The following is a 13,621-nucleotide window of genomic DNA, read 5'->3' on the forward strand; positions in this document are numbered from 1 at the left end:
GGCCCGGCGAGCCGAGCGGGCCGAGCGGGCCGAGCGAGCCGAGCGAGCCGAGCGAGCCGAGCGAGCCGAGCGAGCCGAGCACGCTGGACGGACCGGGCACGCTGGACGGGCCGAGCGAGTCGGACACGCCGAGCGGGTCGGACACGCCGAGCGAGTCGGGCAGGTCGGGCGGGCCGAGTGCGGCGACGACGTCGCCCACCACCACGACCGCTGGTGGGCGCAGCCCGGCGGCGGCCACGTCGGTGGCCACCTTGGCCAACGTCGAGCGGACGATCCGCTGGGCGCCGGTGGTGGCCTCCTGGATCACGGCTGCCGGGGTGTCGGCCGGCCGGCCGTGGTCGAGCAGCGTGGCCGTGATCGCCGGCAGGTTCTTCAGGCCCATCAGGATCACCAGCGTGCCGCGTAGCCCGGCCAACGCGTCCCAGCGCACCAGCGAGGCCGGAGAGTCGGGCGCGACGTGTCCGGACACCACGGTGAACTCGTGCGCCACCGCCCGGTGGGTGACCGGGATGCCGGCCGCCGCGGGGGCGGCTATCGAGCTGGTCACGCCGGGCACCACGGTGACCGGTATCCCGGCCGCCGCGCAGGCCAGCAGTTCCTCTCCACCCCGGCCGAAGACGTACGGGTCGCCGCCCTTCAGGCGTACGACGAACGCGCCGGCCAGCGCGCGGTCGACCAGGATCCGGTTGATCTCCTCCTGGGCCCGGGACGGGCCGTACGGGATCTTCGAGGCGTCCACCAGTTCCACGCCGGTGCGCAGCTCATCCAGCAGCAGACCGGGCACCAGCCGATCGGCGACCACCACGTCGGCCTCGGTGAGCAGGCGCCAACCCTTGACGGTGATCAGCTCCGGGTCCCCTGGACCGGCCCCGACCAGCGCCACCCGGCCGGTGCCGCCGGTCGGGGTGTTAACAGGGGGCCCCTCCTCTACCGAATCCGTTAACAAGGGGCCCGTCCTTGCCTGCAACAGGGTGCGGACGGCGTCTCGGACGGTCATCGCGCGGCGGGGGTCGCCACCGCCGAGCACCGCCACGGTGACCGGGCCGTGCCGGGTCACCGCCGGCGTCCAGGCCGACGCTGCCTCCCGGTCGTCGGCCCGTACGCAGAAAATGCGACGTTCGGTGGCGGCCTCGCTGACCGAGGCCGCGGCGTCGGGATCGTCGACGGCGACGTGCACCAGCCAGGCGCCGTCCAGATCGTCGGGGGCGAACCGGCGCGGTACCCAGCGCAGCCGCCCGGCGTCGGCGTGGGCGCGCAGCGCCGGGGTGAGTTCCGGCGCCACCAGCAGCACGTCCGCGCCCGCGTCGAGCAGCGCGGGCACCCGCCGGGTGGCGACCGCTCCCCCGCCCACCACGACGACCCGCCGGCCGGCCAACCGAAGCCCGAGAGGGTACGGGTTGACACTCACGCCGGCACTCCGCTTCGCTCCGTGCCGCCGCGAGGCACCACCGCACTGGGCCTGATGGTTCGCTCGCTCCGCTCGCTCACTTCTCGGCCACCCCGGCGGAGTCGAAGGTGGCCACCTCGTGCAGTACCCGGACCGCGCCGGTGACCACGGGCAGGGCCAGCAGCGCGCCGGTGCCCTCGCCCAGCCGCAGCCCGAGGTCGATCAGCGGGGTGAGGCCGAGCCGGCGCAGCGCGACCGTGGCACCGGGCTCGGCCGAGCGGTGACCGGCGACCATCGCGCCGACCGCGTCCGGGGCGAAGGCCGCTGCCGCGAGCGCGGCGGAGACGGCGATCACCCCGTCCAGCAGCACCGGTACGCGGCGCGCGGCGGCACCGAGGACGAGCCCGGTGAGCGCGGCGTGCTCCAACCCGCCGACGGCGGCCAGCACCCCGAGCGGGTCCCTCGGATCGGGGGTGTGCCGGCGCAGCGCGGCCCGCACCACCTCGATCTTGTGCTGGTACGTCGGGTCGTCAACGCCGGTGCCCCGGCCGGTCGCCTCGGCGGCGTCGACCCCGGTGAACGCGGCGATCAGTGCGGCGGCCGGGGTGGTGTTGGCGATGCCCATGTCGCCGGTCAGCAGGATGCCCGCCCCGGCATCGACCAGCTCTCCGGCGATCCGGATGCCGACCTCCACTGCCGCCCGCGCCTCGTCACGGGTCAGCGCGGCGGTCACGGTCATGTCCCGGGTGCCGCGGCGGACGGCCGCGTCGACCAGCCGGGGCACGTCGGTGCCGGCCGGACCGCCCGCGCTGGCCGCGCCACCCACGCCGACCGCGCCAGCCGCGCCGACCGCACCGGCCGGGTCGCCCGCGCCGATCGGGTCGGACGGGTCCGGGGCGGGCAGCGGGCTGGCCACCCCGACGTCGATCACGGTCACCGAGGCGCCGGCCTGCCGGGCGAACGCGTTGACCACCGCGCCGCCGGCCAGGAAGTTGCCGACCATCTGGGCGGTGACCTCCTGCGGCCAGGGGGTCACCCGCTGGGCGTGTACGCCGTGGTCCCCGGCGAAGATCGCCACGGCCGCCGGGGCGGGCAGCGGCGGCGGGCACTCCCCGGCCAGGCCGGCGAGGCGTACGGACAGTTCCTCCAGGGCGCCCAGCGAGCCGGCCGGCTTGGTCAGCCGGGCCTGCAACTGCCGGGCCGCGGTCATCGCCGACTCGTCGAGCGGGCCGATCCCCGCGATCGTGGTCTCCAGCATCATGCCTCCAGGATCTCCGCCAGCACCTCGATGAACGCGTCGGTGGTCGCCCGGTCCCGTACCGCGATCCGCAGCCAGTCTGGACCGAGCCCCGGGAAGGTGTCGCCCCGGCGTACCGCCCAGCCGCGTCGGCGCAGCTCGGACCGTACCCGGTCGGCTCCGGGCCGGTGGACCAGCACGAAGGCGCTGGCCGGGCGGCCGGCGACGCGTACCCCCGGCAGGGCCGACAGCCGGGCGACCAGGTGTTCGCGGTCGGTCGTGAGCTGCCCGGCGATGGCGCGCTCGGCCCGGACCGCCTCGGGGCCGGCGCAGGCGGACGCGGCGGCCAGGGCCGGTGTGGCGACCGCCCAGAGCGGCTGTACGGCGGCCAGCCGCTCCAGCAGCGCGGCCTCACCGAGCAGGTAGCCGATCCGCAGGCCGGCCAGCCCCCAGGTCTTGGTGAGGCTGCGGACGACCAGCAGCCCGGGCAGGTCCCGCCGGGCCGCCAGCGACTCGGGCTCGCCGGGTACGCCGGGCGCGGCGGTGGTGTCGGCGAACGCCTCGTCGACCACAAGTACGCGACCCGGCCGGGCCAGCGTGGCCAGGTCGGCGGCGGGGTGCAGCACCGAGGTGGGGTTGGTCGGGTTGCCGATCATGACCAGGTCGGCGTCGGCCGGGATCCGCTCCGGGGCGAGCCGGAAACCGTCCGCCGGGTCGAGCAGTACCCGCTCGACGGCGTGCCCGGCCGCCCGCAGCGCGGCCTCCGGCTCGGTGAACTGCGGGTGCACCACCACCGGCCGGCGTACTCCACGCAACGCCTGGGCGAGCAGCACGAAGCCCTCCGCGGCACCGGCGGTCAGCAGCACCTCGGCCGGGGGCCGGCCGTGCCGGGCGGCGACGGCGGCCCGCGCCGGCCCGGGATCCGGGTACGCCGCGAGGTCGGCCAGCGACGCCGTGACCGGGTCGGCCAGCCAACTCGGCATCGGGGCGCGCCGCACGTTGACGGCGAGGTCGACGAGACCCTCGCCCACCTCCGCGTCACCGTGGTGGGCGAGATCCGGCTCGGCCGGCACCACGCCGGACGTCCCGGTCAGCTGACCATGCATGACCGCGATCCTGCCGGGAAGGCGGCGCGGGTGACACCCGCTCGGAGGGTGGGCCGCATCACCACCGATCACTTCATGAGTATTTCTCATGGATGAATCGGAAATGTCATAACTTGGCGGTGTGAGCAACCGACCCCTTGCTGCCGCTGGTCGTCTCGTTCCTCTCCTCCGTGCCGGACTGATCGCCGGCATCGTGGTCGCCGCCGTCGCCTACCCCGTGGTCGCCATGACCGGCGTCGGGGCCAAGGCCACCGCACACGCCGTGGAGAGCAAGACCCGCCTGCTGGCCACCGCCCTGCCCGCCGAAACGTCCTATCTGTACGCGCCCGACGGCAAGACCGTGCTGACCATGTTCTACGAGGAGTACCGGCAGTACACCAAGATGTCGGACATCTCGCCGATCATGTTGCAGGCGATCGTGGCCGCCGAGGACAACCGCTTCTACCAGCACCACGGCGTCGACCCGAAGGGCGTCGCCCGCGCCTTCGTGGCCAACGCCCGCTCCAGCGGCGTCTCCCAGGGCGCCTCCACGCTGACCATGCAGTACGTCCGGATGGCGCTGCGGGACAGCGCCACCACCCCGAAAGAGGTACAGGAGGCCACCGCACAGACCCCGATCCGCAAGGTGAAGGAGATGCGCATGGCGGTCGACCTGGAGAAGGAGTTGAGCAAGGAGGAGATCCTCGAGCGCTACCTCAACTCGGCGTACTTCGGGCACCGGGCGTACGGCATCTACGCGGCCAGCGAGATCTTCTTCTCCAAGACGCCCAAGGAGCTCACTCCCGTCGAGGCGGCCACCCTCGCCGGGCTGGTGAAGTCTCCCTCCCAGTACGACCCGGCCAGTTCCGACCAGAAGGACGCCACCGCGCGCCGCAACTACGTGCTGGACAACATGACGCATCTCGGTTACCTGTCGCCGGACTCGGCCGCGGCGGCCAAGGCCGAGCCGATCCGGCTGCGCCTGACCTACCCGCCCAACGACTGCGCCGCAGTGCCCGAGAGCTGGAACAGCTGGGGATTCCTCTGCGACTACCTGAAGAACTGGTGGAGCGCGCAGCCCGCGTTCGGGGAGAACCGGCTGCAACGGATGGACAAGCTGCGCCGGGGCGGCTACCGCATCGTGCTCAGCATGGATCCGAAGATCCAGAAGGCGGCGGAGGAGAACGTCGGCACCAAGGGGAACACCGGCAGCCCGTTCGCCAACGGCATCGTGGTCTCCGAGCCGGGCACCGGGCGGGTCAAGGCGATGGCGGTGAACCGCACGTACTCGCTGAACCTGGAAGAGAACCCGCTCAGCTCCAACCCCGAGGCCGGGCCCAAGGTGAAGGCCAACTACCCGAACACGGTGGCACCCCTGATGGGCGGTGGTGACCTACCGGGGTACCAGGCCGGATCCACCTTCAAGATGTTCCCCATGCTGGCCGCGCTGAACTCCGGCATGACCCTCAACACCACCTTCAACGCGCCGCACCGGTACCAGTCCCAGATATACGACGGCTGGGCGCCGACCAACGCCAGCGGCGCGATGAGCGGCACCCAGACCATGTGGTCCGGCTTCGGCAAGTCGGTGAACACCTACTTCGTCTGGCTGGAGGAGCAGGTCGGGGCGGAGAAGGCCGTCCGGATGGCCGAACAGTTGGGGCTGCGCTGGCGTACCGACGTGGACCGGGAGCACGCCGCACCGTCGAGGGCGCACAAGTGGGGCGCGTTCACCCTGGGCGTCTCCGACGCCACCCCGCTGGAGATGGCCAACGCGTACGCCGCCGTCGCCGCCGACGGGCGGTACTGCGAGGCGATGCCGGTGACCGCCATCTACACCCGGGACGGCAGCCCGGCCACCTTCAAGACCGCCGGGGGCCTCGAGCGGGAGGTCGCCAAGCCGCGGTGCCGCCAGGTGGTCAGCGCCGACGCCGCACGCGCCGCGACCGACGCCGCCCGATGCCCCACCGGCGACTCTCCGGCCAAGGGCGGTTGCGGTGGCTGGTCGACGGCGGACAGCGTCCGGGGCACGGTGGGCCGACCGGTGGCCGGCAAGACGGGCACCACGGACAGCACCCGGTCGGCCTGGTTCGTCGGCTACACCCCGGAACTGGCGGCGGCGAGCTTCATCTCCGACCCGGACAACCCGTTCAACGCGGTGGGTGACGGACAGTCACAGATACCGATCGCGGCGGTCTCGAACACCCTCCGCGACGCCCTGAAGGGCAAACCGGTCCGGGACTTCGTCCCACCCTCCGACCAGATAGTCGGCTGACGGCCGGCCACCCTGATGGGCCAGATGCTCCGCTCGCTCAGGCCGGTGGCCCGCCGGCCGGCCCGGCCGGGACGACACCGGCCGGGCCGGCCGCCGCGGCATCGCCGGACCCGGCCCCGGTCGATCCCGCCGCGACCGTGGCCGGCTCGGCCGCCGCGGCGGCCACCAGCCGCGTCGCGACCTGCGGGTACGCGGCCCAGTGCGGGACGAGTTGGGAGGCGTGCACACCGCGCCAGACGAACCCCTCCGGCGCCCCACCCGGCCAGCTCCACGCCGGCCGCTGCCCGCTCCTCGGGGTGAGCACCGCGCGGTGCTCCTTGTGCCCGGTCACCACCTCGCCTCGGGCGGCGACCACACTGTCGCTCTGCGCGGTCGCCTCCCGGTAGCCGACGACCATCCCGTCGCGAATGCTGCCGACCGCGTCGAGCACCCCGCACATCGGCAACCCGTCCACCTCCCGGGACAGCCAGAGCAGGCCGGCCCCCTCGGCGACCACCGGCCGGCCGGTCCGGGCCAGCTCGGCGACCGCGATGCAGAGCCGGCGGTTGGCGGAGAGCTGCTCGGCGTACGACTCAGGCAGGGCGCCACCGACCACCAGTGCCTGGGTGTCGGCCGGCAGCACCTCGTCGGTGAGCGGGTCGACGGTCACCACCTCCGCCCCGGCAGCCCGCAGCAGCTCGGCCGTCTCGGCATGGCTGAAGCTGCCACCCGGCCCGCCGGCCAGCGCGACGACCGGGCGTCCGGCACCGGGCGGCAGGGCTGGCGCCCCGCCGTCGGCACCCACCGACGGCTGCGGCGACCACGGCTGCACGCCCAGCGTCGGGGCCGAACGGGCCAGCCCGAGCAGCCGGTCCAGTTCGACGGTGGCGGTCACCGCCTCGCCCAGGCGGCGGACCGCACGGGTGGCCTCGGCGGCACCGGCGAGCACGGGCACCGCCCCTTGCCGTCGGGCCGGCAGCACCGAAGGCAGGTCCTGGCGGCGCAGTGCGCCGTAGACCGGTACGCCGATGTCGTCGAGCGCCTCGCGCAGCAACGTCTCGTGCCGGGAGGAGGCGACCCGGTTGAGGATCACGCCGCCGATCCACAGCTGTTCGTCGTACGCCCGGAAGCCGTGCACCAGGGCGGCCACCGACTGACCCATCGCGGCGACGTCGACCACCAGCACGACCGGGCTGCGCAGCACGGTGGCGACGGCGGCGGTCGACTCGCTCTCAGGACGGCCGGTGAGGCTGTCGTACAGACCCATGCTGCCCTGTACGACCGCGAGGCCGGCGCCGGCCGCGCCGTGCAGGAGCAATGGGGCGATCCGCTCGGTACCGACCAGCCGTGGGTCCAGGGTCCGCCCGGGCCGTCCGGCGGCGAGCCCGAGGTAGGCCGCGTCGACCTGGTCCGGCCCGATCTTGAACCCGGCCACGTCGAGACCCCGGTCGGCGAACGCGGCGAGCAGACCGATCGCCAGCGCGTTCTTGCCGTGTCCGGAGGAGGGAGCGCTGAGCACCAGACGCGGCACGACGGTCATCATCGACTCCTCGCGAGCGGACGGCGTGCCGACCGTCGGCGCGCTCCGCCCGCGTGACGATAGCCGAACCGGACGACTGGCACGCACCGCCCGGTACCCATCCCATTCCGGCGCGACGCATCGACGCGGACGGCTCCGACGCGGGCACGCTCCGCCACCGACGACCCGCCCGGGAGCCACGCCGACCGGGGCCGCGCGGCGCAACACCAACAGGCCGTCGCGGCGCAGTGGCGACCGCCGGCGGGCAGCGTACGCGTGTGGTGGCGGGCAGCTAGCGCGGTGTTGGCGGGCAGCGCAGCGGTGCCGGGCGGCGTGGTGACGGGCGGCGCGACGTAGTGGTGGCGGTCACACGGGTAGCCTCGTAGCGTGTACCGGTTCCTGCTGACGCCACGCTGGCTGGGCATTCTCGCGCTGACCCTGGTAGCCGCCATGGTGATGGTGGCCCTCGGCAACTGGCAGTTGGACCGCTACCGGGGCCGCACCGCGGTCAACGAACGGATCGACGCGGGCCTGAGGATGGCGCCGGCGCCGCTGCACGAGGCGCTGCCCGCGCCCACCGGTGGTCCCGGCACGGCCGGCCCGCCGGCGAGCGAGGAGCGGACCTTCACCCGGGTCACCGTGACCGGCCGGTACGACACCGACAACATCGTCCTGGTCCGGGGCCGGACGGCCGAGAGCAAGGTCGGCTTCGAGGTGGTCACCCCGCTGGTGCTGGCCGACGGCACGGCCGTCCTGGTGGACCGGGGCTGGATCCCGCCGGCTCCCGGCGGGGCGATGGCACAGCCGCAGGTGCCGGCGACACCGACGGGCGAGGTGACCGTCGAGGGCCGGGTAAACCCGAGCGAGAGCGGGGCCGGCACGGTGACCCGACGCGAGGGCCGGTTGGAGACCCGACGCATCGCCGTGCCCCAGCTGGCCCGGGAGCTGCCGTACCCGGTGCACGGGGCGTACCTGCTGCTCGACGAGCAGACCCCGGCCGCCGACCCGGCGTTCAAGGCGGTGCCGGTGGGGCACGCCAACAACTGGCAGAACCTCGGCTACGTCGTACAGTGGTGGATCTTCGCGGCGATGACGCTGTTCGGCTACGGCTGGGTCGCCCGCCGTGAGGCCCGCCGCCTGGCCGGGATCACCGACGACCGCCCCCGCGACCGCGCCGCCGCCTGACCTCTGCCCCGCTGGCTCCCGCCCGCCGCCTCGGCGCTGGGCGACCCGGTGAGCTGGGTGGGTCAGGTGGACGGGCGGCCCGCGTGGATGGCGCGGACGGCGTCTATGGTGTCGGCCTCGGCGGCGGACTTGTCGTCGCGGTAGCGCACCACCCGCGCGAAGCGTAGGGCGACCCCACCGGGATAACGCGAGCTGGTCTGCACCCCGTCGAAGGCGATCTCCACGACCTGTTCGGGTCGGACCCGGACCACCCAGTCGCCGCGCTCCACGGCGAGGCCGAGGAAGCGCTCGGTCTGCCAGCGCAGCAACTCGTCGGTGAGCCCCTTGAAGGTCTTGCCGAGCATCACGAAACCACCGGTGCCCGGGTCGCGCGCCCCCAGGTGCAGGTTGGACAGCCAGCCGGTGCGCCGGCCGCTGCCCCACTCCACGGCGAGCACGACCAGGTCGAGGGTGTGCCGGGGCTTCACCTTGACCCAGGCCGCGCCACGCCGGCCGGCGTCGTAGGGCGCGTCGGGCGACTTGACCACCACGCCTTCCTGGCCGGCGTCGAGCGCGGCGGCGAACGCCGCACCGGCCCGCTCCGGCCCGTCCACCTCCAGCCGCCCCACCAGGAGCGACGCGTCGACCGCGCCGGCCAGGGCCGCCCACCGCTCGCGGCCGGGCAGGTCGATCAGATCCGCGCCGTCGAGGTGCAGCAGGTCGAAGAAGTACGGCGTGAGCACGGTCTCGCCGGTGCGCGCGGCGGCGGCCCGCACCGCCGGCGCGACCGGTGCCCCGTCAGCGGAGCCAGCCGACCCGCCGCCCGCCGGGCCGGCCCGGCGGGCGGCGGCACTCGACGTCTGCTGGAACGGCAGCGGCCGGCCGGTCTCGTCCAGCCCGATCGCCTCGCCGTCGAGCACCAGCTCCCGCGCGGGTATGGCCCGCACCGCGGCGACCACCTCGGGCACCCGGGCGGTGATGTCGTCGAGGCTGCGGGTGAACACGGCGATGTCGGGGCCGCTGCGGTGCACCTGGATGCGGATGCCGTCGAGCTTGACGTCGACCACGGCGGGCGTGCCGGTGGCCGCGAGCGCCTCGTCGACCGATGACGCGCTCTGCGCCAACATCGGCGCGAGGGGACGCCCGACCCGCAGCCCGAACCCGGCCAGCGCCGCCGCCCCACCGCCGAGCGCGGCCACCGCCACCTCCCGCAGGTCACCGGCGAGCAGCAGCGCCCGGCGTACCGCGGCGACCGGCACCCCGGCGGCCCGGGCGATCGCGTCGGCGAGCAGCCCCGCCTGGGCGCCGTGGCGCAGCTCGCCGAGGAACAGACCGGTCAACAGGCGCTGCTCATCGACGGTGGCGGCGGTGTAGAGGGCGGCCAGCAGGGCCCGCCGGCGGGCCTGCGACCCCGCGCCGCGCACCGCCGCGATCTCGTCGATCGCGGCGTCCACCGCGGCCACGGTCAGGGTCGGCTCCGCCGTCGGCGGGGGCAGGTCACGCAGGCTCGCCCAGCCAACGCCGGTCTGCCGCTGACGCAGCTCGCCGGCGAGCCAGCCGGAACCCGCCGCGACCTCGGCCGGATCGAGCCGGCGCAGCGCGTCGGCGAGCAGCTCGACCTTGGCCCGCCGGCCGCTGGTGGCGCCGACGGCCGCGGAGGTGGCAGCCAGGTCGAGGAACCGCACGGCCCCATCCTGCCAGCCACCCCCGACATCGGACGGCACCTGCCCTGCTCACGAGCCTGTCGGACGCGCCCGGTCACCCGGGCGGACCGGGACGCGAGGCCGGGCGCTCGGCGGGGCCGGGTCACCCGCGACCCGCCGACGGGCGTCAGACCGGGACCGGTTCCTCGACCCGCAGGCCGCGGGCGCGGACCTCGTCGGCGATCCGGGACAGCGACGCGTCCAGGGCGACCAGGGCGGCGGACAGTTCGCCGAGCTGTTCCTTGAGGGTGTCCTCGGGCCACGCGGAGACGTCGACGTCCCCCAGAGCGCTGACGGCGGCCTCCAGGCGGGCCAGAACCTCGTTCGTACGCATGTTCGAGAGGCTACAACAGCCCGGCGCCCGACACACCGGAAACGGCCACCATCCGCCGGAAGTTACGGTTCAGCCGCGTGCCGCCGCAGCCACCCTGGACAGCAACAGCGCCTCGGCCAGGCAAACCCGGGCGAACTCGCCCAGGTGCAGGCTCTCGTTCGGCCCGTGCGCCCGGGCGTGCGGGTCCTCCACGCCGGTCACCAGGATCGACGCCTGCGGGAACATCTCCTGGAAGGTGGCGATGAACGGGATCGAGCCGCCGACGCCGATGTCCACCGGGTCGGTGCCGTCCCAGGCGGTGCGGAAGGCCGAGCGGGCCGCGTCGCACACCGGGCCGGTGGCGTCGATGACGCAGGGTGCCCCGTCGTGTTCGAACGTGACCGTCACCTGGGCGCCCCACGGCGCGTGCTTCCGCAGGTGGTCGCTGAGCACCGCGTACGCCCGCTTCGGGTCGTCGCCCGGTGCCAGCCGTACGCTCAGCTTGGCCTTGGCGGCCGGGACCAGGGCGTTCGGCGCCTCCGCGGTGGCCGGGGCGTCGATGCCGAGCACCGCGAGCGCCGGCTTGGTCCAGAGCCGGTCGGTGATCCGGCCGGTGCCGATCAGCGTCGCGCCCTCGACCAGCCCGGCCTCGGCGCGGAACCGGTCCTCGGGGTAGTCGACGCTGGCCTCCTCCTTGCCGACCAGCCCCTCCACCGCCACGTTCCCGGCGTCGTCGTGCAGCGTGGCGAGCAGCCGGACCAGGGTGGTGAGCGCGTCCGGCACCGCACCGCCGAACATGCCGCTGTGCACTGCGTGGTTCAGGGTGCGAACCTCGACGAAGCAGTTGACGATGCCGCGCAGCGAGGTGGTCAGGGCCGGCACCCCGACGTCCCAGTTGGTCGAGTCGGCGATCACGATGACGTCCGAGGCGAGCTTGTCGCGGTGCTCGGCGAGCAGCCGCTCGAGCGAGTCGGAGCCGTACTCCTCCTCACCCTCGATGAACAGGACCACGCCGACCGGGAGCCGGTCGCCGAACGCGCGCAGCGCCGCGACGTGCGCCATGATGCCGGCCTTGTCGTCGGCGGCACCCCGCCCGTACAGCCGACCGTCCCGCTCGACCGGCTCGAACGGGTCGGACTCCCACAGCGCCCGGTCGCCGACCGGCTGCACGTCGTGGTGGGCGTAGAGCATGACCGTCGGCGCGCCGGGCGGCGCCGCCTTCCGGCCGATCACCGCCGGCTGGCCGCCGGCCCGCACGATGTCGACGTCGAGCCCACAGCCGCGCAGCAGCTCGGCCACCGCCTCGGCGGAACGTTCCACCTGCGTGTGGTCGAAGCCCTCGAAGGCGATCCCCGGGATGCGGACGAGGCGTTCCAGGTCGGCCCGGACACCGGGCAGCTCCCGCGCGACGGCGGCCCGCAGGTCGGACTCGGTCATGATCGGTGTGGTCATGACCGGCATCGTATTCCGGCCTTACCCAGGGCCACCGTCGGCATCGCCTGCCCGGCCCCACCGGGCTGCGGCTGTCGACCGGCCTGTGTCGCCCGGGTCGGTGTCGCTCGGGTTGATGTCGCAAGGGCCGGTCTCACCCGGGTTGATGTCGCAAGGGCCGGTCTCACCCGGGTTGATGTCGCAAGGGCCGGTCTCGCCCGCGTTGGTGTCGCAAGGGCCGGTCTCGCCCGGGTTGGTGTCGCCAACCGCGACGGCGAGCCGAAGGTAGTAGCGGCCGGCGTCGTGGGGCAACGTGGGCGCGCCGTCGACCACCAGGTCGGCCCGGGACGCGGTGCGGTCGGCGGTGAAGTGGGCCCGCTCGGTGGCGTGCCAGTGCCGCAGCTCCGGCAGGATCGACGGGCCGTCGCGGGCCACCGCCCGGGTCAGCCGCAGCGGCGGCGGGGCGGTCACGAACACCGCCAGGGTCAGGTCGGGTCCGGCGGCGGCCCGCGCCGCGCTGACCCCCTCCACGATCAGCACCGGTGCGGCCGGCACCGGCACCGGCCGGGGCAGGAAGCGGTGGCGCACCCAGCTGTAACGGTGGTACGCCCCGGCTCTGCCGGCCCGCACCGGCGCCAGCACCGACTCCTCCAGCCGGTGCCAGAAGGTGAGCTGGTCGTCCCACCCGTCGAGCAGGTCGTCGGTGTGCACCACCGGCGGCCGACCGCCACCGAACATCCCGGCGGCGTGGATCTCGGCGGCGTGGGTCCCGGGCGGGTGGGTCTCGACGGCGATGGCGTCGGCCAGGCGGGCGGCGAAGGCGCTCTTGCCCGCGCCGCTCGGCCCGTCGACAGCCACCAACCGGGTACGCCCCAACCGGGGCGGCCCGGCCAGCACCCGGCGCGCCAGCCCGGCATACGCCTCGAAGACCACCACCACAGGCACCGACGTTACCGATCGGGTTGTCCCGGGCCGCTTCCGGCCGTGAGCCCGCTGAGCAGGCGGCATGCTCGTGCCGTGTCCCATTCCGTGATGAGTCCCGGCGTCGAGGCGTTGCTGGAACAGGCCCGCGCGGGCATGACCCGGTTGACCCCGCAGGAGACGGTGCAGGCCGCCACCCGGGGTGCACTCGTGATCGACACCCGTACCGATGGGCAGCGACAGGAGCAGGGCGACCTGCCCGGCGTCATCGTGATCGACCGGACGGTGCTGGAGTGGCGGATCGACCCGGCCAGCGATTGGCGCATCCCCGAGGCCACCGGGTACGACATCGAGGTCGTCGTGGTGTGCCGTCAGGGCTACAGTTCGAGCCTCGCGGCGGCGAGCCTGCGCGCCCTCGGCCTGCACCGGGCCACCGACATGATCGGCGGAGTGGACGCCTGGCGATCGGCCGGGCTGCCCTTCGCCGACAAGCCCGCCGACATCCGCTACTGACCCGACCGGCTGCCGCCGTCGCATCCGCCACCCCCACCGAGGGTCTGCTGGTCGATCCCGAGCAGTTGCCCCGGGCCGGTCAGCAGGCTTCAGC

At 74.4% G+C, this 13,621-nt stretch carries 9 protein-coding genes and 2 pseudogenes; 3 read left to right on the forward strand and 8 right to left on the reverse strand.

What is annotated here, in order from left to right; genetic code table 11:
- Positions 1–175: 175 nt before the first annotated feature.
- The 3 genes and pseudogenes from cobA to cobC form a co-directional block, all read right to left on the reverse strand.
- Positions 176–1,408 (reverse strand): annotated as a pseudogene (gene cobA, locus C1I95_RS25105) (uroporphyrinogen-III C-methyltransferase); the annotation flags it as partial.
- A gap of 76 nt (positions 1,409–1,484) precedes the next feature.
- Positions 1,485–2,645 carry a nicotinate-nucleotide--dimethylbenzimidazole phosphoribosyltransferase gene (locus C1I95_RS25110; RefSeq protein WP_111217286.1) on the reverse strand — a complete coding sequence of 387 codons (1,161 nt, stop codon included), beginning with the start codon at positions 2,643–2,645 and terminating at the stop codon, positions 1,485–1,487.
- On the reverse strand, positions 2,645–3,730 hold the full coding sequence (gene cobC, locus C1I95_RS25115; protein ID WP_111217276.1) for an Rv2231c family histidinol phosphate aminotransferase CobC: 1,086 nt from the start codon (positions 3,728–3,730) through the stop codon (positions 2,645–2,647). Before cobC ends, C1I95_RS25110 begins: the two co-directional genes overlap by 1 nt.
- Positions 3,731–3,851: 121 nt before the next feature.
- Between cobC and C1I95_RS25120 the strand changes: the two genes are divergently transcribed.
- Positions 3,852–5,984: a transglycosylase domain-containing protein gene (locus C1I95_RS25120; RefSeq protein ID WP_111217278.1), complete on the forward strand. Its 2,133-nt coding sequence runs from the start codon at positions 3,852–3,854 to the stop codon at positions 5,982–5,984.
- Between the two features lie 37 nt (positions 5,985–6,021).
- Here C1I95_RS25120 and C1I95_RS25125 read toward each other — a convergent pair whose 3' ends face one another.
- Complete coding sequence (locus C1I95_RS25125) at positions 6,022–7,503, reverse strand: cobyrinic acid a,c-diamide synthase CobB (protein ID WP_111217288.1); 1,482 nt, start codon at positions 7,501–7,503, stop codon at positions 6,022–6,024.
- A gap of 366 nt (positions 7,504–7,869) precedes the next feature.
- Here C1I95_RS25125 and C1I95_RS25130 point away from each other — a divergent pair, with 366 nt between their 5' ends.
- Positions 7,870–8,667 carry an SURF1 family cytochrome oxidase biogenesis protein gene (locus C1I95_RS25130; RefSeq protein WP_111217280.1) on the forward strand — a complete coding sequence of 266 codons (798 nt, stop codon included), beginning with the start codon at positions 7,870–7,872 and terminating at the stop codon, positions 8,665–8,667.
- Positions 8,668–8,729: 62 nt separating this feature from the next.
- Here the strand turns inward: C1I95_RS25130 and C1I95_RS25135 are convergent, their stop codons facing one another.
- The 4 genes and pseudogenes from C1I95_RS25135 to C1I95_RS25150 all read right to left on the reverse strand — a co-directional run.
- The gene (locus C1I95_RS25135; protein ID WP_111217282.1) at positions 8,730–10,331 is read right to left on the reverse strand and encodes an ATP-dependent DNA ligase; all 1,602 of its coding nucleotides are present in this window, start codon (positions 10,329–10,331) and stop codon (positions 8,730–8,732) included.
- A gap of 145 nt (positions 10,332–10,476) precedes the next feature.
- Positions 10,477–10,683: a hypothetical protein gene (locus C1I95_RS25140; RefSeq protein ID WP_111217284.1), complete on the reverse strand. Its 207-nt coding sequence runs from the start codon at positions 10,681–10,683 to the stop codon at positions 10,477–10,479.
- 69 nt (positions 10,684–10,752) lie between these two features.
- Positions 10,753–12,099 (reverse strand): dipeptidase, encoded by a 1,347-nt coding sequence (locus tag C1I95_RS25145; protein WP_199523900.1) that lies wholly within the window; start codon positions 12,097–12,099, stop codon positions 10,753–10,755.
- 273 nt (positions 12,100–12,372) lie between these two features.
- Positions 12,373–13,191 (reverse strand): annotated as a pseudogene (locus tag C1I95_RS25150) (uridine kinase family protein); the annotation flags it as partial.
- On the opposite strand from C1I95_RS25150, the gene C1I95_RS25155 reads away from it, so the two are divergent.
- Positions 13,126–13,527 carry a rhodanese-like domain-containing protein gene (locus C1I95_RS25155; RefSeq protein WP_111217292.1) on the forward strand — a complete coding sequence of 134 codons (402 nt, stop codon included), beginning with the start codon at positions 13,126–13,128 and terminating at the stop codon, positions 13,525–13,527. The pseudogene C1I95_RS25150 and the gene C1I95_RS25155 overlap by 66 nt on opposite strands.
- The last annotated feature ends 94 nt before the right edge of the window (positions 13,528–13,621 follow it).

The organism is Micromonospora craterilacus, from assembly GCF_003236315.1.
Classification (GTDB): Bacteria; Actinomycetota; Actinomycetes; order Mycobacteriales; family Micromonosporaceae; genus Micromonospora; species Micromonospora craterilacus.